We start from the raw sequence: 22,008 nt of genomic DNA, 5'->3' as shown, positions 1-22,008 counted from the left end.
GCGCCGTCATTTCCGGTGTGTAACAAGTTCCCGCTGGATTTTGAGGTGCTCGCGAGGCCCACCTATGGTTCTTTGCGAACGCGCCGGTGCGCCCTGCCGCCAGCGGTTCGATCACATTCCATCCAGGAGGATCACAGAGTGAACATCACCAAGAGGCGGTGGCGACAGGTCATCGGATCCGTCGCGATCGCGGGCTCGGCTGCCGTCGTGCTTGCCGGTTGCACCACCTCGACGTCGAGCGACAGCGAGACGTCGAGCTCGGGCGGCACCGTGACGGTCGCTGAGGTGAACGAGGCGACCTCGTTCAACTACAACACCCCGCAGGGCAACCTGGACACCAACGGGTTCATCTGGCAGCTCACGCAGCCCCAGTTCATGACCCTCGGCACGAACTACAAGGTCGAGCCGAACACCGACCTCGGCACGTACAAGAAGATCAGCAGCTCCCCGCTGAAGGTCCGGTACACGCTGAACAAGAACGCCAAGTGGTCGGACGGCAAGCCGATGACCTCGGACGACCTCCTCCTCGGATGGGCGCAGTCGTCGGGCTACTACGAGTCGGCCACCACCGACGCGGACGGCAACGTCACCAAGGGCACGCAGTACTTCGCGTCCGCCGCGGGCTACCCGTTCCAGACGGACTACCCGACGAACATCACGAAGCAGTCGATCACCATCACGTACAAGAAGCCGTACGTCGACTGGAATCTCGTGAACCCGATCCAGTTCCCCGCGCACATCGTGTCGCAGGAGGCCGGTGTCTCCGAGTCCGCCTTCATCAAGGCGCTCAAGGACACCCCCGCCGGCAACACGGCGAGCCCGGCCCCGGCGAACGACACCCTCAAGAAGGTCGCGAGCTTCATCAACACCGGTTACGACCAGACGAGCCTGCCGAGCGACAAGAAGCTCCTCGTCTCGGGCGGCCCGCTCCAGGTCAGCGCCTGGACGCCGAAGCAGTCGATGACCTTCAGCAAGAACCCGTACTACAAGGGCAAGCACGAGGTCCAGTTCAACAAGCTCGTCATGCGCTTCATCGGTGACGCCAACGCCCAGGTCACGGCCCTGCAGAACGGCGAGGTCGACGCGATCCAGCCGCAGGCCTCGGCCGACACGGTCAAGGCGCTGAAGCAGGCGTCCGGCATCAAGATCCAGCAGGGTAGCCAGGTCGCCTACGACCACCTCGACCTCAACTTCGGTTCGAGCGTGTTCAAGGACGAGAACGTCCGCAAGGCGTTCCTCATGACCATCCCGCGTCAGCAGATCCTCGACTCGATCGTCACCCCGATCAACAAGAGCGCCAAGGTCCTGAACTCGCAGCTGTTCCTGCCGGGCCAGAAGGGCTACGACGAGGCGGTCAAGAACAACAACTCCGACGAGTACGACAAGGTCGACATCGCCGGCGCCAAGAAGCTCCTCAACGGCGCGACGCCGACGGTCAAGATCCTCTACAACACCGAGAACCCGAACCGTGTCGACACGTTCCAGGCCATCCAGGCCTCGGCGGCGAAGGCCGGCTTCAAGGTGGTCGACGGTGGCTCGCCCGACTGGAGCTCGCTCCTCACCGGCGGCAACTACGACGCCTCGCTGTTCGGTTGGGTGAACCCGGGTGCGGGCAATGCGGCGGTCCCGCAGCTGTTCCAGACCGGCAACTCCGGCAACTACAACCGGTTCGCGGACGAGAAGGCCTCGAAGCTCGCGGTCGACACGCAGACGACCCTCGACGCGTCGAAGCTGCAGTCCATGAAGGTCGACATCGACAAGATCGCGTTCAACGACGCCTACGGTCTGCCGCTGTTCCAGCTCCCCGGCATCTTCGCCACGAACTCCACGCTCCACGGCGTGAAGTACTTCGGCGGCCAGAACGGGATCTTCTGGAACGTGTGGGACTGGACCAAGGGCTGATCCCCAGGACCACCGCATCCTGAGCACCACCGCGGCGGGGGCGCCGGGCTCGACGAGTCCGGCGCCCTCCCGTGTGGGCGGGCGGGGACGCCCTGCGATCCCCGCCCCGCCCCGTCGGTCACTCCGGCGGCCCCCCGCCTGAGCGACCCTGCAGCACCGCCCCGTCCGGCGCCCCAACCGGGCTCGTCGGGCTCAGCGGCACCCGTTACCCTTGGTCGGCGCGTCACGAACGTGATCGACCGTTGCACCCTTCCCACACCGGAGAGGCCCCTTCGCCCATGGTGAGCTTCATCGCGAGACGGATCCTCGTCTCGGTCCTCATCCTCATCGCCGCCTCGTTCATCATGTACAACCTGGCGGCGATCGCGGGGAACCCCTTGCAGGACCTCCAGGGGAGCAACTCCCCGAACCGCGCAGCGCTCATCGCCGCGCGCGTCGCGACGCAGCACCTCGACGTCATCCCGCCGCTCCGCTGGGGAATCTGGATCGGTGGCGTGGGCAAGTGCGTCATCGGACAGTGCGACCTCGGCACGACGTTCCACAACCAGCCGGTGACCCAGCTCCTGCCCCAGGCGATGCAGTCGACGCTCCAGCTCGTCACCTTCTCGTTCGTGCTCGCGATCATCTTCGGCATCGGGCTCGGGATCGTCACCGCGCTCCGCGCTTACTCGGGCTTCGACTACGGCGTCACCCTCGTCAGCTTCTTCCTGTACTCCCTGCCGTCGTTCCTCATGGCGGTCCTCCTCAAGTCGTTCGTCGCGCTCGACTACAACAACTTCCTCGCGAAGCCGCACATCGCCGTCACGACGCTCATCGTCATCGCCGTCGTGCTCGGGGCGATCGTGCAACTCGTCGTCGGAGGCGACGCCCGCCGCCGCGCCATCGTCTTCGGCCTGACCGCCGTGGTGACCGCGGGCATGCTCCTGCTCATGGAGGCCACCGCCTGGTTCAACGACCCGTCGCTGGGCCCGGTGTTCGTGATCCTGTTCAGCGCGGGTCTCGGACTCGCGATGGTGACGATGCTCGCCGGCACCAGGAACAACCGTGCCTGGCTCGTCGGCGGCATCAACGTCCTCATCGCGATCATCTGCTACTTCACGCTGCAGGGCCTGCTCAACGTCTCGTCCGGCGGCACCATCTTCATCCTCGCGGTCGCGGCGGTGGTCGTCGGTCTCGCTTCCGGGTACTTCGTCGGTGGGCACGACCGCGGCCTGATGATGCGCATCGGTGCGCTGACCGCGTTCCTGACGGCCGGGGTGATCGTGCTCGACCGCTTCATGCGCTCGTGGCACAACTACTCGATCAACTTCGTGGGCGGCCGACCGATCGCGACCGTCGGATCGGGCACCCCGGGCCTCCAGGCCGACTTCTGGATCACGGGTCTCGACACCTACACGCACCTGCTGCTGCCGTCGATCAGCCTCCTGCTCATCAGCTTCGCGTCGTACACGCGCTACTCGCGGTCCGGCATGCTCGAGGTCCTCGAGCAGGACTACGTGCGGACGGCCCGTGCGAAGGGCCTCCCGGAGCGGACCGTCATCGTGCGGCACGCGCTGCGGAACATGCTCATCCCGATCGCGACGCTCGTCGCGACGGACATCGGCGCCCTGCTCGGTGGCGCGATCATCACCGAGACCGTGTTCGCGATCTCCGGCATGGGCGCCCTGTTCAACAGCGGCCTGTCGATCACGGACGTCAATCCGGTGATGGGGTACTTCCTCGTGATCGCCATCACCGCGATCGTCTTCAACTTCCTCGCCGACCTCGCCTACTCGGTGCTCGACCCGCGGGTGCGCGTCCGATGAGCACGGCAACGACCAACACGGAGGACATGCGATGAGCACCCTGCAGGGCGGCGCCCCGCTCGAGCCGAACATCAGCGACGGCTTCGACGACGCGGCCTCCGGTCAGGAACACGAGCCCGGCGAGAGCCAGGGCCGCATCATCCTGCGTCGGTTCCTCGGCAACAAGCTCGCGGTGATCTCGCTGGTCGTCTACGTGCTCGTGATCCTGTTCAGCATCTCGGCGATCGGACTCGGTCCGATCCCGGGGTGGTGGCACTACTCGTACAAGGCGCTCAACCCGCTCGTCGGCGGCGGCGCCCCGAGCAGTGACCACCCGTTCGGCCAGGACCGCATCGGCAAGGACTACTTCGCGCTCACCATGCGGGGCATCCAGAACTCGGTGCTCGTCATGATCGTGATCGGCGTCTTCGCGACCTTCATCGGCGTGGTCGTCGGCGCGGTCGCGGGGTACTTCCGCGGCAAGACCGACGCGATCCTCATGCGCATCACCGACATCTTCATCGTGATCCCGGCGATCGTCATCGGCGCCGTCGTCGGCAAGACGGCGAACGGCCTCGGGGCGTGGGGTCTCGCGCTGCTGCTCGGACTCGTGTCGTGGATGGTCATCGCCCGACTCGTGCGCGCCGAGTTCCTGTCGCTCCGCGAGCGCGAGTTCGTCGAGGCGGCCCGCGTCGCCGGCGCGTCCGACATCCGGATCATCTTCCGGCACATCCTGCCGAACGCGATCGGCGTGATCATCGTCTCCGCGACCCTGCTCATCGCCACCGCGATCCTGCTCGAGACCGCCCTGAGCTACCTCGGCTACGGCATCAAGGCGCCGGACTCGTCGCTCGGTCTCCTCATCAGCCAGAACCAGTCGGCGTTCCAGACGCGGCCGTACCTGTTCTGGTGGCCGGCCTCGTTCATCGTGCTGCTCGCCCTGTGCGTGAACTTCGTCGGTGACGGCCTGCGCGACGCGTTCGACCCGCGCTCGAAGCGGTTCAGCATCCGTCGCACCAAGGAGCGCGAACTCCACAACTCCTCCGAGTCGGAGATGATCAGCGCGTGACCGCCCTGGTCCTGACCGTCAGCGGTCGCGCAGCCGCGCGGGCGTCACTGCGCGGCGATCGCGAACCAGCCGCCGACGCCCGTCGCCACGAGCAGGGCGATCGTCACGACGTGCAGGCGCACGGGGACGGCGACCGTGTCGGCGACGCCGAGTTCGATCCGACCGGACTCGCGCAGGCCGTCCCAGTGCTCACGCACCAGGTACGCCGCGTCGCCGGACTCCGTCGACAGCAGGTCACCGGCGCTGCGTTCGCCGGGCGCGGTGGTCGGGGTCAGTCCGACTCGGCCGTGGCGCTGGTTGCGGCGCCGCGCGAGGGCGACGCCCGCTCGACCGGGCGCGGGGGCCGCCCAGGCGGCGACCTTGCGGTGCGGCGTGACGAGCGTCAGCGCGAAGCGGGTGTCGACGTGCACGAGCGCCGCCCACGGGACGTCGGCGGTGTGGAACACGTTGACCACCTCGACGCCGTCGTCGTCGACGACCAGGCGCGGGTGCCAGAGCGCGGTCCAGCCGAGCAGTCCGCCGAACGCCGCGGGCACGAGGCCGAGCCAGCGGTGCCAGTCGTGGCCGTTCGCCACGCCGGCGGCGAGCAGCGCCGCCACGATGACCCAGAGGGCGATCGCCAGCACGCGGTTGAACCTCGAGACGAACACGGTGCGCGGATCCGGCGCGGGGGAGACCATGCGGCCATCGTCGCAGGTCGCCACAGCGCTCCGCACATCGTCATCACCAACCACGCGGTCGCCTCGTGCGGCCGGGAAAGGACCGGACGTCGATGAGCACGAGCACGCCCGCCTCCGCGACTGCCACCCGGACCACGGTCGGTGCGCCGATCGTCGAGGTCACCGACCTCGACGTCGACTTCGCCGTCGACGACTACTGGACCCCCGCGGTCAAGCACCTCAGCTACGAGATCCGCTCCGGGGAGGTCCTGGCGCTCGTCGGCGAGTCCGGTTCGGGCAAGTCGGTCAGCTCCATGTCCATCCTCGGGCTGCTGCCCAGGAACGCCCGCGTCAACGGCTCGGTCCGCTTCCAGGGCACCGAACTGCTCGGGCTCCGTCCGGCGCAGATGCGGGACTACCGGGGCAAGGAGATCGCGGTGATCTTCCAGGAGCCGATGACCGCGCTGAACCCCGTGTTCACGGTGGGCTCGCAGATCGTCGAGACGCTGCGGATCCACTACGGGATCTCGCCGAACGAGGCACGCGACCGCGCGATCGAGCTCCTCGCCATGGTCGAGATGCCCGACCCGCAGAAGGCGTTCGACTCGTACCCGCACCAGCTCTCCGGCGGTCAGCGTCAGCGGGCGATGATCGCGCAGTCGATCTCGTGCGATCCGAAGCTCCTCATCGCCGACGAGCCCACGACCGCGCTCGACGTGACGGTGCAGGCCGAGATCCTCGACCTGATCCGCGACCTCGCGGGCAAGCTCGGCAGCGCGGTCCTGCTCATCACGCACGACATGGGCGTCGTCGCCGACCTGGCGGACCGCATCGTCGTCATGCGTCAGGGGGAGGCCGTCGAGACCGGCACGGTCGCCACGGTCTTCGCGGACCCCCGCCACGAGTACACCCGGACGCTGCTCGACGCCGTGCCGCGGCTCGGGCAGGCCGGTGGCGAGGCCATCGACGTGACCGAGACGCTCGAACACGTCGTCGAGTCGGACGAGCCGGTCGCCGTCGTGCACCCCGTGCACCACGACGTGCCCGAGGTCGGCAAGCCGGTCCTCGCGTTCGATGACGTCGTGATCGAGTACCCGGGCCGCGGGCGCGTCAAGGCGTTCCGTGCGGTGGACCACGTCGACCTCACGGTGCACGAGGGCGAGGTCGTCGGTCTCGTGGGCGAGTCCGGCTCAGGCAAGACGACGCTCGGTCGCGCGGCGATCGGGCTGCTGCCGATCACCTCGGGCCGTCTCGACGTCACGGGCGTGGACCTGTCGAAGTCCACGCGGTCGCTCGTCCGTCAGGTGCACAAGAACGCCGGCATCGTGTTCCAGGACCCGGCGTCGTCGCTCAACCCGCGGATGACCATCGGGCAGTCGATCGGTGAGCCGCTGCTGCTCGCCAAGGGCCTCAAGGGCGGCGCGCTCAACCGCGAGGTCGAGTCCCTGCTCGACAGCGTCCGGCTGCCGCGCGCCTACGCGACCCGCTTCCCGCACGAGCTGTCGGGTGGGCAGAAGCAGCGCATCGGCATCGCCCGGGCACTGGCGCTGAAGCCCGCACTCCTCATCGCCGACGAACCGACGAGCGCGCTCGACGTGTCCGTGCAGGCGACCGTCCTCGAGCTCCTCAAGGACCTGCAGCGCGAGTTCCGCTTCGCGTGTCTCTTCATCACGCACGACCTCGCCGTCATCGACGTGCTGGCGGACCGGATCGCGGTGATGCACCACGGCAAGCTCGCGGAGTTCGGCACGCGTGACCAGATCCTGCGCGACCCGCAGGACCCGTACACGCAGCGCCTCATCGCCGCCGTCCCGCTGCCGGACCCGGAGGTCCAGCGCGAGCGTCGCGAGCTGCGCCGGGCGATCCTGGCGGCCGGCGCGGACGCCTGACGGGAGGCCCTGGTCGGGCCTCCCCGGCCGGTTCCGTTGGCGCACCGGGCGGGAACGGGAGGCCCGGTTCCGGTGGCGCACCGGGCCGGACCGGGAGGCCCGGTTCAGATGCGCGCGCCAGCCATCGACCCGAGCAGGCCGAGCGCGATGAGCGCCACCACGCTCCAGCCGTGCACGCGGTGCTCGATCCGAGCGGGCGTGACCTCGGCGGGCGGCGGGCCCTCCAGGGGCGCCGGGGACGGGACGAAGGCCCGGAGGCGGTCCGCCGCCTCGGCGACGGTGAGGGTGGTCTCCGCGGCCTGCGCCGGGCCTCCCGGTCCGAGCGGTGCGACGGGGGTCAGGCGGAGACGCGCGGTGGGCCGCGGGGCGATCCACGTGCGGCGGTCACCCTCGCTCGTGACGACCTCCAGGCCGAACCGTGATCGGACCTCGAGCACACGGCCCCACGCGATCCGCGTCGTGCGACGGACGTCGACGACCACGACGCCGTCGGCGGTCGCGAGCACGCGGGGACGCCAGAGAGCGGTCCAGGCGAACCACGCCGTGAACGCGGACGGGGCGGGGACGAGCAGCAGTGCGCGGGGGCCGTCGGTGATGAGCCCGATGGGCACGAGGGCGACGGCGACGATCCAGAGGGCGACGGCGAAGCGGCGCATCCCGGGCGCGACGAGCCGGAACGGGACGGGGTCGTCGTGCGGCACGCTCACGCTCCCATGGTCGCAGACGCGAGTGGCCGCTGCACCGGCGATGACGTACCCGTCGTCATCGCCGGTGCTGCGCCGGACGCTCCCGGACGACCTACCCGTGGTCGTCGTGGGAACGGAGCCGACAGCTGCGGTTCCTGCCGTACCCGTCGGCGGGGGCCGCAGCGGTCTGCGGGTTCCTCCTTGCAGTGCTGCGTGTTGCGGTGGAGCATGCGGTGCGGGTCCCTGAGTGGGGAGAGGTCTCCCCGGGGACATTCTGCCGAGCGGGCGTGACACGCACCGCGAACCGGAGAAAGACCCGATTCCCCGGGGAGACAGTCCTGAAGGAGGATGACTCTCCGATACCAATTAACGGGTACCCCCCGTTCGGGTGTCAAGCCCCCCGGTCGAAGACGTCATCCCGGGCGCGCCGTGTCCAGTGGAACACCGCGCGTCGGCGGTGCCGCCCCGGCGGAGCGGTGGGCGCCGGAACGGGGGTGACCGGTTCCGGTCCTGGCCCTCAGGCGACGAGCGCCTCGACGTGCTCGCGGATGGTCGAGGCCTTCGGGAACCGCATGCCGACGAGGCCGACGTGGCGCCACCGCACGACCCCGTCCGGGCCGATCACGAACACCGAGCGCCGGACACCGATGCCCGGGGCCTGGACACCGTACGCACGGACGACCTCGCCCGCGGTGTCGGCGAGCAGCGGGAACGACAGCGAAGCCCCGCGGGCGAACGCCTCGTGCGAGTCGAGTCCCTGGCGACTGACCCCCCAGACGATGGCCCCGAGCTCCAGGAACTCGTCGAGCTCGCGTTCGTAGCTGCACATCTGCGCCGTGCACACGGGCGTCGCGTCCCCGGGGTAGAAGGCGAGCACGACGGTCCGGCCGATCTGCGCGCGCAGCGAGTAGGCGTCGTCGGTCCGCTCTCCGCGGCGCAGGAGCGTGCCGGGGAGGGTGAAGTCGGGAGCCAGCTCGCCGACGCCGGGGATCGCCATGCGTCCACGCTAGGCGTCCTCGGGCGCTCACTGGACCGCTGACCTGCGAAACCCCCTCGATCTGGGGGCCGTCGCCGATGTCTCGGCCGATCCGATGCGCGGTCGGTGGGCGCCGAACCGATCGACGAGCGGTCAGTGCGCACCGAAGAGGTGTGGGAACGCCGACGCGACGTACGGGTAGCCGACGAAGACCGCGGCGTCGAGCAGGCAGTGCGTGATCACGAGCGGCAGGAGCCGCCCCCACCGCGTGTACACCCAGCCGAACACGATGCCCATCACGGCGTTGCCGACGAACGCGCCGAAGCCCTGGTACAGGTGGTAGCTGCCGCGGAGGACCGCCGTCGACGTGATCACCGTCCAGCGGCCCCACCCGAGCCGGCCGAGGCGCTCGTACAGGTAGCCGACGACGATCACCTCCTCTTGCAGGCCGGAGCGGATCGCCGACAGCAGGAGCACCGGGACCGTCCACCAGTACGTGCCGAGCGCGGTGGGCACGACGTCGACCGTGATGCCGAGCGCCCGTCCGGCGAAGTACAGGCCGAGCCCCGGGACGCCGATGAGCAGGGCCAGACCTGCGGCGCCCCCGAGGTCCGCACGCGGGCGGAAGCGGTCGATCCCCAGCCGCGCCAGGTGTGGTCGCGCGCTCCGCCAGAGCAGGAACGCGACGAGCGCGACCGGCGCCAGGTCCACGGCGACGCCGATGAGCTGGTCGAGCAGGTCGAAGAGCGAGCGGTCGTCCTGCGACGTGTTCAGCGTCGTCGTCTGCGACGCCAGCGCCGTGGTCTTCGTCAGGTCGTCGACGATCTCGACGATCGAGTACACGGCGCTCGCCCCGAGTGACAGGGCGAGGACGATGACGACCTCGGCGGCGAGCCGGCCGCGGGACGTCGGCGGAGCGGTGTTCGCGGTGGGCGTGTCGACGTCCTCGTCCAAGGTCCCTCCGGGTCGTCCGCGCCCGGTAGACTCGGACGCCGGGCATTCTGCCCGATCCTCTCCCTCACGCTCTAAGGAAGTCCTGTATGGCGCTCGCCACCCGGTCCGACCTGCGCAACGTCGCCATCGTGGCACACGTCGATCACGGCAAGACCACCCTGGTCGATGCCATGCTCACGCAGACCAACTCGTTCGACGCCCACTTCGAGGGCGAGGACCGGATGATGGACTCGAACGACCTCGAGCGCGAGAAGGGCATCACCATCCTCGCGAAGAACACCTCGGTGCTCTACAACGGGATCCACGCGGCCGAGTTCAACGACGGCGGACGCATCACGATCAACGTGATCGACACCCCGGGCCACGCCGACTTCGGTGGCGAGGTCGAGCGCGGCCTCTCGATGGTCGACGGCGTCGTCCTGCTCGTGGACGCGTCCGAGGGCCCGCTGCCCCAGACGCGCTTCGTGCTCCGCAAGGCGCTCGCGGCGAAGCTCCCCGTGATCCTGCTGGTCAACAAGACGGACCGTCCCGACTCGCGCATCGACGAGGTCGTCGCCGAGTCCCAGGACCTCCTGCTCGGGCTGGCGTCGGACCTCTCGGACGAGGTCGACGACCTCGACCTCGACGCCATCCTCGACGTCCCGGTCGTCTACGCGTCCGGCCGGAACGGTGCCGCGAGCCGCAACAAGCCCGCCGACGGCACCCTGCCCGACAACGACGACCTCGAGCCGCTGTTCGAGGCGATCCTCCAGCACGTCCCGGCGCCGACGTACGACGACACCCACCCGCTGCAGGCGCACGTCACGAACCTCGACGCCTCGCCGTTCCTCGGTCGTCTCGCGCTGCTCCGCATCTTCCACGGCACCATGAAGAAGGGGCAGACGGTCGCGTGGGTCAAGCACGACGGTTCCGTCGTCAACGCCCGCATCACGGAGCTCCTCATCACGAAGGCGCTCGACCGGTTCCCCGCCGAGTCGGCCGGCCCGGGTGACATCGTCGCCGTCGCCGGGTTCGACACCATCACCATCGGCGAGACCCTGACCGACCCCGAGGACGTCCGCCCGCTGCCGACCATCACGGTCGACGACCCCGCGATCTCCATGACGATCGGCACGAACACGAGCCCGCTCGTCGGGAAGGTCAAGGGGCACAAGCTCACCGCGCGCATGGTCAAGGACCGCCTCGACCGCGAGCTCGTCGGCAACGTCTCGCTCCGGGTCGTCGACATCGGCCGTCCCGACGCGTGGGAGGTCCAGGGCCGCGGCGAGCTCGCCCTGGCGATCCTCGTCGAGCAGATGCGGCGCGAGGGCTACGAGCTCACGGTCGGCAAGCCGCAGGTCGTCACCCGGCGTGACGAGAACGGCAAGCTTCAGGAGCCGTACGAGCACATGACGATCGACACGCCCGAGGAGTACCTCGGCGCGATCACGCAGCTCATGGCCGCGCGCAAGGGTCGCATGGAGAACATGACGAACCACGGCACGGGCTGGGTGCGCATGGAGTTCATCGTCCCGTCGCGTGGGCTCATCGGCTTCCGCACCGCCTTCCTCACCGAGACCCGCGGCACGGGCATCGCGAACGCGATCTCGCACGGGTACGGCGAGTGGGCCGGCCCCATCCAGACGCGCGTCAACGGCTCGATCGTCTCCGACCGCGCCGGCGTCGTGACCCCGTTCGCGATCACGAACCTCCAGGAGCGGATGACGTTCTTCGTCAACCCGACCGAGGAGGTCTACGAGGGCATGGTCATCGGCGAGAACTCGCGCGCCGACGACATGGACGTCAACATCACCAAGGAGAAGAAGCTCACGAACATGCGGTCGTCCACGGCCGACACGTTCGAGTCGATGACGCCGTCCCGGCAGCTCTCGCTCGAGGAGTGCCTCGAGTTCGCGCGCGAGGACGAGTGCGTCGAGGTCACCCCCGACGCCGTCCGGATCCGCAAGGTCGAGCTCGACGCCCAGTCCCGGGCCCGGGCCACGGCGCGCCTCAAGCGCCAGGACGCCTGAGCCGCGGTTCTCCTCCGCACACGACGACGCCCGTCGGCCCCTCCGGAGCCGACGGGCGTCGTCGTTCCCGGACGAGATGCCCGTCGCGCCGACGGCAGCCGGTTACGGTTGTCGGGTGACGACGCTCCCGCTGTTCGACATCTACCGCGACCTGCACGCGCACCCCGAGCTCGCGTTCGCCGAGCACCGGACCGCCGGTGTCGTCGCGGACCACCTCCGATCGCTCGGCCTCGAACCGACCACGGGGGTCGGTGGCACGGGCGTGGTCGCGGTCCTCGAGAACGCTGCCGGCCCGGTGGTGTGGCTCCGCGCCGACATGGACGGCCTGCCGGTCGAGGAGCGAACGGGCCTCCCGTACGCGAGCGTCCACACCGCCGTGGACGAGGACGGCTCCGAGACCCGCACGATGCACGCCTGCGGTCACGACCTGCACATGACCTGGCTGCTCGGTGCGCTCGAGCGGCTCATCGCGACGCGGGACTCGTGGGCGGGGACCGTCGTCGCGGTGTTCCAGCCGGCCGAGGAGGTCATCGGCGGTGCCCGCGCGATGGTCGACGACGACCTGGTCGATCGCGTCCCCCGCCCCGACGTCGTGCTCGGGCAGCACACCGCGCCCGAGCCGGTCGGACGGGTGACGGTCGGGTCCGGGCCGGTGATGGCCGCGAGCGACCGGTTCACGATCACGTTCCGCGGCCGGGGCGGCCACGGCTCCGCGCCGCAGACGACCCGTGACCCGGTGGTCGCCGCCGCGTCGGCGGTCGTGCGGCTGCAGTCGGTCGTCGCCCGGGAGGTCGGTCCCCGGCAGGCCGCGGTCGTCACCGTCGGCAGCATCCACGGTGGCACCCGCGCCAACATCATCCCCGACGTGGTGACGATCGAGGTGAGCACGCGTGCCCAGACCGACGAAACCCGGCACCAGGTCGAGCAGGCGGTGCGCCGGATCGTCGCGGCGGAATCGGCGGCGGGCGGCCTCGACGAGCCGCTCGTCCGGGTGCGGCCGGGCGCGAACGTCCTCGTGAACGACGCCGACGCCGCCGGGCGCGTGCTGGCCGCCCTCGAGGGGGTCGTGCCGTCGCTCGTGGCCGGTGACTCGGTGCTCGGCATGGCGAGCGAGGACGTCGGCGACCTCGCGACGGCGGCCGAGGCCCCCATCGTGTACTGGTTCACGGGCACGACGGACCCGGCGCTGTTCGCCGACGGCGCCGAGGTCCCGACGAACCACTCGCCGTTCTTCGCCCCGCTCGCCGAGGCGTCGATCCCGGTCGGGGTGGACGCCTTCGTCGCGGCGACCCGGGCCTGGCTCGCCTGATGTCGCGCACGCCGCGTTCCGGTCGGGCGCATCGCCGTGCGGCGCGACCGCGGGTCGTGCCGACGGCCGCGGTCCTGGCGGTCCTCGCCGTCGGGCTGACGGGTTGCGCCGGGATCACCGACCACGTCTCGGGGGTCGGGACGGCGGTCGCGTCGTCGGTGGCGTCGGGCGTCCGGTCGGGCCTGCAGGGCGTCACGGGCGGTTCGATCCAGCGCGGGATGCGGCAGGTGGCCGGCGGCATCGACGGCGCGCTCGACGCCGCCCTGCGGGGCGCGGCGGTGACGACCGACGGTGCGGTCCCCGCCGGGTTCCCGACCCACGCCGTCCCGCTCGTCCACGGCACGGTCCTCGGCGGGGGGAGCGGACCCGCCGGGTCGGGCTGGGTGGTGCAGGTCCGCGTCGCCTCGGTCGCGGAGTTCACGACGGCACACGCTCGGCTCACCGCGGACGGCTTCGCGGACGGTGCCGTGCGGAGCGACGCCCGCAGCGCGTTCGGCCTCTTCCGGAGCGACCGGTACCGCGTGGTGCTCGCCTTCTCGACCGGCCACGACGGCGTGACCGCGACGTACATCGTCACTCCGCGCTGACCGCCGTCCGGAGGCGCTCCGCCACCGAGCCGATCCCGTACCCTGGGTGGCGATGTCCACGCCCACCCCGGCGACGCGCCCCGAGCGTGTCCTGTTCGTCCACGCCCACCCCGACGACGAGACGTTGGCGACCGGGGGCACGATCGCGACCCTGGTCGAACTCGGTGCCGACGTGACGGTGCTCACCGCGACGCGAGGTGAACGCGGCGAGATGCTCACGCCGGCGCTCGCGCCGCTCTTCGGCGACGCGCCCCGGGTCGCCGCGCACCGCGAGACCGAGATCGCGGCCGCGCTCGCCGCGCTCGGCGGGCCTCGGCACCTGTGGCTCGGCGGCCCCGGCGCCCGTCCCACGGACCTGCCGCCGCGTCGGTACAGCGACTCCGGCATGCGGTGGGCCGCGGACGGGCGGGCGACGGCCGCCGAGGACGCGCCGGCCGACTCGCTCACCGCGGCGGACCTCGGGGAGGTCGTCGACGACGTGCGCGCGGCGATCCGCTCGACGGGTGCCGATGCCGTGGTCAGCTACGCGGACGACGGCGGGTACGGACACCCGGACCACGTGCGGGTGCATGCGGCTGCCCGGTACGCCGCCCGTGCCGAGGACGTCCCGTTCTCGACCATCGTCGACGCCGACAGCGGTCAGGCCGACCTCGTCGTCGACGTGCTGCCGGTGCGCCCCCGGGTGCGTGCCGCGCTCGAGCAGTACCGGAGCCAGCTCACGGTCGATCCCCTCGACCCCGAGCAGCCCGAGCGCCTGACGTACGTCATGCCGCACGGCGCCCGGCTCGAGGCGCCCGCGCGCGAGGGCTTCCGGCACGACGCGCCACCCGCAGCGCCGGCGGCGCAGTCGTTCGCCGAGCACGGCCGGGGGATGCAGTCACTGCTCGTCGTCGCCGCGCTCGCAGCGGGGGCCGTGGTCGGCGGCCTCGGCACGATCACCCACCAGCAGACCCTGGGGAGCCTCCCGGTCGGCATGGTGATCACGACGCTGCTCGTCGCGTGCCTGCTGCTCGGCGTCCGGCTCGTCTTCCGCTCCCGGTGGATGGTGACGGCGGCGGCGCTCGGGGTCCTGCTCGTCACCCAGGTGCTCGTGGCGGTCGGCGGGACGAGTTCGCCGCTCGTCCTCGCGAACACGGCCGGGTACGTGTGGACGTTCGGGCCGGCCGTGATCGCGATGCTCGTGCTCGCGTGGCCGTCGTTGCCCCCTCGCGGCGCTCCGCCGGCGGGCACGGTCCCCGCCGACGGCCGAGAGCGCGGTCCGGCCGCCGTCGACGCCACGGCGCCGACGGCGGGGACGCCCACCCGCCCGGAGTAGACTCGACGCTGCCGCCTCGAAGGGACACCGAAGAACCGTGACGTACGTGATCGCCCAGCCCTGTGTGGACGTCAAGGACCGCGCCTGCATCGACGAGTGCCCGGTCGACTGCATCTACGAGGGCGACCGCTCGCTCTACATCCACCCCGACGAGTGCGTCGACTGCGGTGCGTGTGAGCCGGTGTGCCCGGTGGAGGCCATCTACTACGAGGACGACCTCCCCGAGGAGTGGGCGGACTACTACAAGGCGAACGTCGAGTTCTTCCAGGAGATCGGGTCGCCGGGCGGCGCTGCCAAGGTCGGTGTGATCCACCAGGACCACCCGGTCGTGCTCGCCGAGCCGCCGCGGGGCTGACCCGTGCCGCTCGACCTGCCGGACTTCCCCTGGGACCAGCTCGCCGCCGCGAAGGATCGCGCGGGCGGCCACCCGGACGGCATCGTCGACCTGAGCGTCGGGTCGCCCGTGGACCCGACGCCCGAGCTCGTCCGTCGCGCTCTCGCCGACGCCACGGACGCCCATGCCTACCCGCAGGTGGCCGGGACCCCCGCGCTGCGCGAGGCCATCGTCGCCTGGTACGGCCGACGCCAGGGGATCACCCTGACGACGGACGAGGTCCTGCCGACGATCGGGTCGAAGGAGTTCATCGCCGGACTCGCGCTGTGGCTCGGCATCGGCCCCGGTGACACGGTGGTGTTCCCCGAGGCCGCCTACCCGACCTACGAGCTCGGCGCGGCCCTCGTCGGCGCCGAGGCGTTGGCCGCCGACGACCCCGCGTCCTGGCCGGCGTCGACGAAGCTCGTCTGGCTCAACTCGCCGGGCAACCCCGACGGCCGCGTGCTGTCGATCGAGGAGCTCCGGGTCGCGGTCGAGCGAGCCCGTGCCCTCGGCGCGGTCATCGCGGGCGACGAGTGCTACGCGGAGCTCGGGTGGGAGCCGCCGTACGACGACACCCCGACGCCGAGCATCCTCGACCCCCGCGTGGTCGGTGACACGCACGACGGCGTGCTCAGCGTGTACTCGCTGAGCAAGCAGTCGAACCTCGCCGGCTACCGCGCCGGCTTCGTGGCGGGTGACGCGCGGGTGCTGGCCGAGGTCCTGGCCGTCCGCAAGCACACCGGCATGATGCCCCCGGCGCCGGTGCAGCAGGCGATGATCGTCGCGCTCGCCGACGACGCCCACGTCCGCGAGCAGAGGGCGCGGTACGCGGGACGGCGCGACCGCCTGGCGTCGGCACTCGTGGCGGCGGGCTACCGGATCGACCGCAGCGAGGCCGGGCTGTACCTCTGGGCGACGCGCGGCGAGGACGCCTGGACCACGGTCGCGGCGCTCGCGGAACTCGGGATCCTCGTCGCGCCGGGCACGTTCTACGGCAGTGCTGGTGGTTCGCACGTGCGCATCGCCCTCACCTCGACCGACGAGCGCATCGATGCCGCGGTCGTGCGGTTGCGGTCGTCCGGGACCGGTCCGGTCGCCGACCACGCGGCGGAGTCGCCGGTTCCGCGCTGACGGGCGCCGGGCCTCCCGTGCGCGTGCGCCACGGTCGTCGGTTTAGGCTGTCGTCGTGACTGACACTGCCAATGACGCTCAGAAGGCGGCCACACTGCCCTCGACCGGCACCCCGGACGAGGCGGCACCCACCGCGGTCCTCCACTACCCGGGAGGCACCGCCGAGTTCCCGATCCTGCGCAGCACGGACGGTGCGTCGGCCATCGACATCGCGACGTTGACGAAGCAGACCGGCTTCACGACGCTCGACTACGGCTTCGTGAACACGAGCGCGACGAAGAGCTCGATCACCTACATCGACGGCGAGCAGGGGATCCTCCGGTACCGCGGGTACCCGATCGAGCAGATCGCGGCGAACTGCACGTACCTCGAGGTCGCTTGGCTCCTCATCTACGGCGAGCTCCCCACGGCGGACGAACTCGCGGCGTTCGACGACCGCATCCGGCGGCACACGCTGCTGCACGAGGACCTCCGGCGGCTCTTCGACGCCCTGCCGCACTCGGCGCACCCGATGTCCGTCCTGTCGAGCGCGGTGAGCGCGCTGTCGACCTACTACGAGGACGACATGGACGTCGACGACCCCGAGAAGGTCGAGCTGCAGACCGTCCGCCTGCTCGCCAAGCTCCCCGTGATCGCGGCCTACGCGCACAAGAAGAGCATTGGGCAGGCGTTCCTGTACCCGGACAACCAGCTGAGCTTCGTCGACAACTTCCTGCGGCTCAACTTCGGCACCATGGCCGAGCCGTTCGAGGTCAACCCGGTCCTGTCGAAGGCGCTGGAGCGGCTCCTCATCCTGCACGAGGACCACGAGCAGAACGCGTCGACGTCCACCGTGCGACTCGTCGGCTCGACGAAGGCGAACATGTTCGCGTCGATCTCGGCGGGCATCAACGCCCTCTACGGTCCGCTGCACGGTGGTGCGAACGAGGCCGTGCTCGAGATGCTCGCGAAGATCCGTGACTCGGGCGAGCCGGTGTCGCGGTTCGTCGAGCGTGTGAAGAACAAGGAACACGGCGTCAAGCTCATGGGCTTCGGGCACCGGGTCTACAAGAACTACGACCCCCGGGCCAAGCTCGTCAAGGAGTCCGCCCACGAGGTCCTCGAGGCACTCGGGGTGCAGGACGACCTGCTCGACATCGCCATGGAGCTCGAGGGCATCGCGCTCGCGGACGAGTACTTCGTGTCGCGGAAGCTGTACCCGAACGTCGACTTCTACACGGGCGTCATCTACAAGGCGATGGGGTTCTCGCCGCGGATGTTCACCGTGCTGTTCGCGATCGGTCGGCTGCCCGGGTGGATCGCCCAGTGGCGCGAGCTCAACACCGACCCGCAGAACAAGATCGGTCGGCCGCAGCAGCTGTACCTCGGCCACGCCGAGCGCGAGCTGCCGCCCCGCGGCTGACCCCCGCGGCTGATCCCCGCGGCTGTTCCCGCACGGAACGGGAGCGGACCGGCCGGCCCGGCGCCGGCCGGACCGGCCGCCCGTCAGGCGTGCAGCGCCGCGTTGAGCTGGATGCCCGTGCCGGACCGGGGCAGGGCCTCCACGGCGCCGGTCCGCGAGTTGCGGCGGAACAGCACGTTCGGCGCGCCGGACAGCTCGACGGCCTTCACGGTCCGGGGGGTGCCGTCGGGGGCGGGGGCCGCGCCGACGAGCGTGACCTTCGTGCCCGCCGTGACGTACAGGCCCGCCTCGACGACGGAGTCGTCCCCGAGCGAGATCCCGAGCCCTGCGTTCGCGCCGAGGAGCGCGCGGTCCCCGATGCGCACGCGCTGGGTACCGCCGCCGGAGAGCGTCCCCATGATGGAGGCGCCACCACCGATGTCGCTGCCGTTCCCCACCACGACGCCCTGCGAGATGCGGCCCTCGACCATGGCGTCGCCGAGGGTGCCCGCGTTGAAGTTGACGAAGCCCTCGTGCATGACGGTCGTGCCCGGGGCCAGGTGCGCGCCGAGCCGGACGCGTGCGGCGTCCGCGATGCGGACGCGGTCGGGCACGACGTAGTCGAGGAGCCGGGGGAACTTGTCGATCGCGTGGGCGACGATCCCGGCCCGCTGCAGTGCCGGTCGGAGTCGCGGGAAGTCGTCGGCGGCGACCGGACCCGCGTTCGTCCAGACCACGGTCGGCAGGTGCGCGAACACGCCGTCGAGCGCGATCGTGTTCGGCCGCACGAGCAGGTGGCTGAGCAGGTGGAGCCGGAGGTACGCATCCGGGGTCGAGGCGGGCGCGGCGTCGAGGGTGATCTCGACGGTCGTCACCGTGAGCCGGACGCCGCGGCGCGGGTCGTCGCCGGCGGCCTCGGTGAGGTCGGCGGGAACGGCACCGTCCGTGCCCTCGGGCCGTCGGCCGAGCCGCGGCGCCGGGAACCACGTGTCGAGGACCGTGCCGTCCGCGGCGATCGTCGCGAGACCGTGCCCCCACGCGTGTGTCGGCACCCGGTCGTCGCCGACGGCGTCCGGGTCACGCTGCTGGGCGTCGGTGCTGCTGCTCGATTCGGTCACGGGCACCAGGGTAGCGGCGCCCCTCCGTCCGTCCGCGGACCGTCCGGACGGGAGGCCCGGCCCCCCTCAGCCGCTCGTCCTGCGTGTCCGCGCGGGCGGTCGCGGGCCTCCCGGTCGGGTGCCGGGGCGGCCCCGCTAGGCTGCCCCCATGCCCGTCGCCACGCTGGACCTGACCGCTTCGTCCATCGACATCACGCGCGCGATCTGCGACGTCGAGTCCGTGTCGGGGAACGAGGGCGCACTGGCGGACGCCATCGAGGCCGTGCTCACGCCGCTGGACCACCTCGAGGTCGTGCGCGACGGCGACGCGATCGTGGCGCGGACGCGGCTCGGCCGTGATCGCCGGGTCGTCATCGCCGGTCACATCGACACCGTGCCGCTCAACGCCAACCTGCCCACCCAGACCCGCACCGAAGCGGACGCCGAGGTCCTGTGGGGCCGCGGCACCGTCGACATGAAGGGCGGGTGTGCCGTCCAGCTCAAGCTCGCGCACGACCTCGTCGACCCCACCGTGGACGTCACGTGGGTCTGGTACGACCACGAGGAGGTGAGCGACGCCCTGAACGGCCTCGGGCGCCTCGCTCGCACGCGGCCCGAGCTGCTCGCCGGGGACTTCGCGATCCTCGGCGAACCGTCGAACGCCCAGATCGAGGGCGGGTGCAACGGGAACCTCCGCGCCGAGGTCCGCGCGTACGGCCAGCGGTCGCACAGTGCCCGCTCCTGGATCGGTGACAACGCCATCCACAAGATCGCCGGGGCGCTCGACCGTCTCGCCGCCTACGAGCCGCGCACGGTCGAGGTCGACGGTCTCGAGTACCGCGAGGGCCTCAACGCCGTCGGGATCACCGGCGGCATCGCGGGCAACGTGATCCCGGACGAGGTCATGCTCCACGTCAACTACCGCTTCGCACCCTCCCGCTCCGCGGACGAGGCCGTGGCGCACGTCACCGAACTGTTCGACGGGTACGACGTCACCATCGTCGACCTCGCGGCCGGTGCGCGCCCCGGGCTCGACGCGCCGCTCGCGCAGGAGTTCGTCGCCGCGGTCGGGGGCGCCGCCCCGAAGCCGAAGTACGGGTGGACGGACGTCGCCCGCTTCTCGGCGCTCGGCGTGCCGGCCGTCAACTACGGCCCCGGGGACCCGGCGCTCGCCCACCACGACGAGGAGCGCGTGCCGGTCGCGCAGATCACCGCGGTCGAGGAGGGCCTCCGGCGGTGGCTGACGGCCTGACGACCGCGAGGCCGGAGCGGGAGCGCCCGCGACGGCCTGTCCGGGTCCGGCTGCTCGTGCAGTACCGGATGGTGCCGTGGTGGTTCCGCGTCACCATCGTGTACGTCCTCGCGCGGATCGTGACCTTCGGGCTGCTGGCCGCGTTCGCGCGCGTCCAGACCCAGAACTCGTTCACGCTGGCCTCGCCGCGCTACCTCGACTTCGCGACGATCTGGGACGGCCGTTGGTACGCCCTCATCGCCCAGACGGGGTACCCCGCGACACTGCCGATCGGGACCGACGGCGCCGTGACGGAGAACGCCTGGGCCTTCATGCCCGCCTACCCGTTCCTCGTCCGCGGCCTCATGGAGGCGACCGGGGCGGGGTACGCGGTCGTCGCGGTGACGGTCTCGGTGCTGTTCGGATGGGCGGCGGCCCTGCTCTTCCGGCGTCTCGTCGGCCGGTTCCTGCCCGAGGGCACGGCGACCTTCGCGACGGTGCTGTTCTGCGTGGCCCCCGTGTCCACGATGTTCCAGGTGGCCTACGCGGAGTCGATGGGGGTGTTCCTCCTGACGCTCGCGTTGTGGCTGCTCGTCACGCGCCGGTTCTGGTGGATGCTGCCCGTCGTGGTCGTCCTCGGGTTCACCCGGCCGACCGGCCTGGCGATCGCCCTCATGATGGTCGGCTACCTCGTGCTGCGGTTCGTGCGCCGCAGTGCCGCGGACCCCCTGTCGCTGCGCGCCGCGATCCCGCCGGCGGTCGTGGCCGTGGTCGCGGGGCTCGTCGGGCTGGCGTGGCCGACGATCGCGTGGGCGGTCACCGGGGTTCCGAAGGCGTACACGGACACCGAGCTCGCTTGGCGGCAGTCCTACATCGGCCGACACGAACTGGTCCCGTTCGCGCCGTGGATCCAGGGGTTCGACTGGTGGTTCCACGAGCCCGCGGGCGGCGTCCTGCTCGTGCTCGTGCTCGCGGGGTTCGCCGGGTTCCTCCTCATGCCGCCCGCCCGGGCGATCGGGCCGGAGCTGCGGATCTGGTCGGCGTCGTACTTCGTGTACCTGCTCGCGGTGTTCTTCCCGCAGTCGAGCACCTGGCGCATCCTCATGCCGCTCTTCCCGATGCTCGCGATCGTCGCCCGCCCGCGATGGGTGACGTACCGCGTCGCCGTGGTGGCCGTCTCGATCGCGCTGCAGGTGGCGTGGATGTACTCCTGCTGGTGGATCAACGGGTACGACTGGACGCCGCCGTGATCCGGCTCCCGGGGCGGTTCGGGGTACGTCGAGCTGGATGGTTTCGCAGATCGGCCCTCCGTGCCGGATAATGGACGGGCATGTACTGCACGAAAGGGGACATCTGATGGCAGCCATGAAGCCGAGGACCGGTGACGGGCCGATGGAGGCTGTTAAGGAGGGTCGACTCATCATCGTGCGGGTTCCGCTCGAGGGTGGAGGCCGTCTGGTCGTCTCGGTCAACGATGCCGAGGCGAAGGAACTCCACGACGCACTCGCCGAGGTCGTCTCGGTGTAGTCGTCACGACGCACCACACGAACCGCTCGGGTCCTCGGATCCGGGCGGTTCGTCGTCTCCGCCGCCGGAGCGGCCGTCGCCCGGCCGCCCGGATCGCCGTCGCCGGGCCGCTCGGATCGCCGTCGC

Annotated in this window: 19 protein-coding genes; 14 read left to right on the top strand and 5 right to left on the bottom strand. The window is 71.0% G+C overall.

Annotated features, from left to right (window positions below):
• Positions 1-138: 138 nt before the first annotated feature.
• The 3 genes from DEI88_RS12160 (at position 139) to DEI88_RS12150 (ending at position 4,755) form a co-directional block, all read left to right on the top strand.
• Positions 139-1,902, top strand: a complete 1,764-nt coding sequence (locus tag DEI88_RS12160) for an ABC transporter family substrate-binding protein (protein ID WP_111013653.1) — start codon at positions 139-141, stop codon at positions 1,900-1,902.
• Positions 1,903-2,180: 278 nt separating this feature from the next.
• On the top strand, positions 2,181-3,707 hold the full coding sequence (locus tag DEI88_RS12155) for an ABC transporter permease (protein WP_111071240.1): 1,527 nt from the start codon (positions 2,181-2,183) through the stop codon (positions 3,705-3,707).
• A gap of 31 nt (positions 3,708-3,738) precedes the next feature.
• Positions 3,739-4,755, top strand: coding sequence for an ABC transporter permease (locus tag DEI88_RS12150; protein WP_111010866.1), 1,017 nt, complete (start codon positions 3,739-3,741; stop codon positions 4,753-4,755).
• Between the two features lie 44 nt (positions 4,756-4,799).
• Here the strand turns inward: DEI88_RS12150 and DEI88_RS12145 are convergent, their stop codons facing one another.
• Positions 4,800-5,435, bottom strand: coding sequence for a PH domain-containing protein (locus DEI88_RS12145; RefSeq protein WP_111010865.1), 636 nt, complete (start codon positions 5,433-5,435; stop codon positions 4,800-4,802).
• A 92-nt stretch (positions 5,436-5,527) separates the two neighbouring features.
• Here DEI88_RS12145 and DEI88_RS12140 point away from each other — a divergent pair, with 92 nt between their 5' ends.
• A complete protein-coding gene (locus DEI88_RS12140; RefSeq protein WP_111036502.1) occupies positions 5,528-7,303 on the top strand; it encodes an ABC transporter ATP-binding protein in 1,776 nt (591 codons plus the stop codon).
• A gap of 104 nt (positions 7,304-7,407) precedes the next feature.
• On the opposite strand, the gene DEI88_RS12135 is transcribed toward DEI88_RS12140, so the two are convergent.
• The 3 genes from DEI88_RS12135 to DEI88_RS12125 form a co-directional block, all read right to left on the bottom strand.
• Positions 7,408-8,010 carry a hypothetical protein gene (locus tag DEI88_RS12135; protein WP_111027095.1) on the bottom strand — a complete coding sequence of 201 codons (603 nt, stop codon included), beginning with the start codon at positions 8,008-8,010 and terminating at the stop codon, positions 7,408-7,410.
• Positions 8,011-8,506: 496 nt separating this feature from the next.
• Positions 8,507-8,986, bottom strand: coding sequence for a peroxiredoxin (locus tag DEI88_RS12130; RefSeq protein ID WP_111027096.1), 480 nt, complete (start codon positions 8,984-8,986; stop codon positions 8,507-8,509).
• Positions 8,987-9,118: 132 nt separating this feature from the next.
• A complete protein-coding gene (locus DEI88_RS12125; RefSeq protein ID WP_111010861.1) occupies positions 9,119-9,919 on the bottom strand; it encodes a CPBP family intramembrane glutamic endopeptidase in 801 nt (266 codons plus the stop codon).
• 86 nt (positions 9,920-10,005) lie between these two features.
• Here DEI88_RS12125 and typA point away from each other — a divergent pair, with 86 nt between their 5' ends.
• From typA to DEI88_RS12090, 7 genes are all read left to right on the top strand, one after another.
• Positions 10,006-11,928 (top strand): translational GTPase TypA, encoded by a 1,923-nt coding sequence (gene typA / locus DEI88_RS12120; protein ID WP_111013649.1) that lies wholly within the window; start codon positions 10,006-10,008, stop codon positions 11,926-11,928.
• Between the two features lie 115 nt (positions 11,929-12,043).
• A complete protein-coding gene (locus tag DEI88_RS12115; protein ID WP_258374904.1) occupies positions 12,044-13,237 on the top strand; it encodes an amidohydrolase in 1,194 nt (397 codons plus the stop codon).
• Entirely contained in the window at positions 13,237-13,824 is a 588-nt protein-coding gene (locus tag DEI88_RS12110; RefSeq protein WP_111036498.1) for a hypothetical protein, read from the top strand. The genes DEI88_RS12115 and DEI88_RS12110 overlap by 1 nt, the downstream gene beginning before the upstream one ends.
• A 52-nt stretch (positions 13,825-13,876) precedes the next feature.
• Positions 13,877-15,139, top strand: a complete 1,263-nt coding sequence (locus tag DEI88_RS12105) for a PIG-L family deacetylase (RefSeq protein ID WP_146246001.1) — start codon at positions 13,877-13,879, stop codon at positions 15,137-15,139.
• Between the two features lie 37 nt (positions 15,140-15,176).
• Positions 15,177-15,494: a ferredoxin gene (fdxA, locus tag DEI88_RS12100; RefSeq protein WP_111010856.1), complete on the top strand. Its 318-nt coding sequence runs from the start codon at positions 15,177-15,179 to the stop codon at positions 15,492-15,494.
• Between the two features lie 3 nt (positions 15,495-15,497).
• On the top strand, positions 15,498-16,646 hold the full coding sequence (gene dapC / locus DEI88_RS12095) for a succinyldiaminopimelate transaminase (protein ID WP_111071243.1): 1,149 nt from the start codon (positions 15,498-15,500) through the stop codon (positions 16,644-16,646).
• A gap of 172 nt (positions 16,647-16,818) precedes the next feature.
• Complete coding sequence (locus tag DEI88_RS12090) at positions 16,819-18,048, top strand: citrate synthase (protein ID WP_258374938.1); 1,230 nt, start codon at positions 16,819-16,821, stop codon at positions 18,046-18,048.
• An 83-nt stretch (positions 18,049-18,131) separates the two neighbouring features.
• Here DEI88_RS12090 and dapD read toward each other — a convergent pair whose 3' ends face one another.
• Positions 18,132-19,079 (bottom strand): 2,3,4,5-tetrahydropyridine-2,6-dicarboxylate N-succinyltransferase, encoded by a 948-nt coding sequence (gene dapD / locus DEI88_RS12085; RefSeq protein WP_258374939.1) that lies wholly within the window; start codon positions 19,077-19,079, stop codon positions 18,132-18,134.
• Positions 19,080-19,293: 214 nt separating this feature from the next.
• On the opposite strand from dapD, the gene dapE reads away from it, so the two are divergent.
• The 3 genes from dapE to DEI88_RS12070 all read left to right on the top strand — a co-directional run bounded on the left by dapE (position 19,294) and on the right by DEI88_RS12070 (position 21,882).
• Positions 19,294-20,376 (top strand): succinyl-diaminopimelate desuccinylase, encoded by a 1,083-nt coding sequence (gene dapE / locus DEI88_RS12080; protein ID WP_111071244.1) that lies wholly within the window; start codon positions 19,294-19,296, stop codon positions 20,374-20,376.
• Positions 20,361-21,605 carry a mannosyltransferase family protein gene (locus tag DEI88_RS12075; RefSeq protein WP_111071408.1) on the top strand — a complete coding sequence of 415 codons (1,245 nt, stop codon included), beginning with the start codon at positions 20,361-20,363 and terminating at the stop codon, positions 21,603-21,605. The genes dapE and DEI88_RS12075 overlap by 16 nt, the downstream gene beginning before the upstream one ends.
• A gap of 106 nt (positions 21,606-21,711) precedes the next feature.
• Positions 21,712-21,882 carry a DUF3117 domain-containing protein gene (locus DEI88_RS12070; protein ID WP_111010852.1) on the top strand — a complete coding sequence of 57 codons (171 nt, stop codon included), beginning with the start codon at positions 21,712-21,714 and terminating at the stop codon, positions 21,880-21,882.
• Positions 21,883-22,008 lie beyond the last annotated feature (126 nt).

Source organism: Curtobacterium sp. MCBD17_003 (genome assembly GCF_003234885.2).
Taxonomy (GTDB): domain Bacteria; phylum Actinomycetota; class Actinomycetes; order Actinomycetales; family Microbacteriaceae; genus Curtobacterium.
This window is presented reverse-complemented; position numbering and strand designations above follow the sequence as displayed.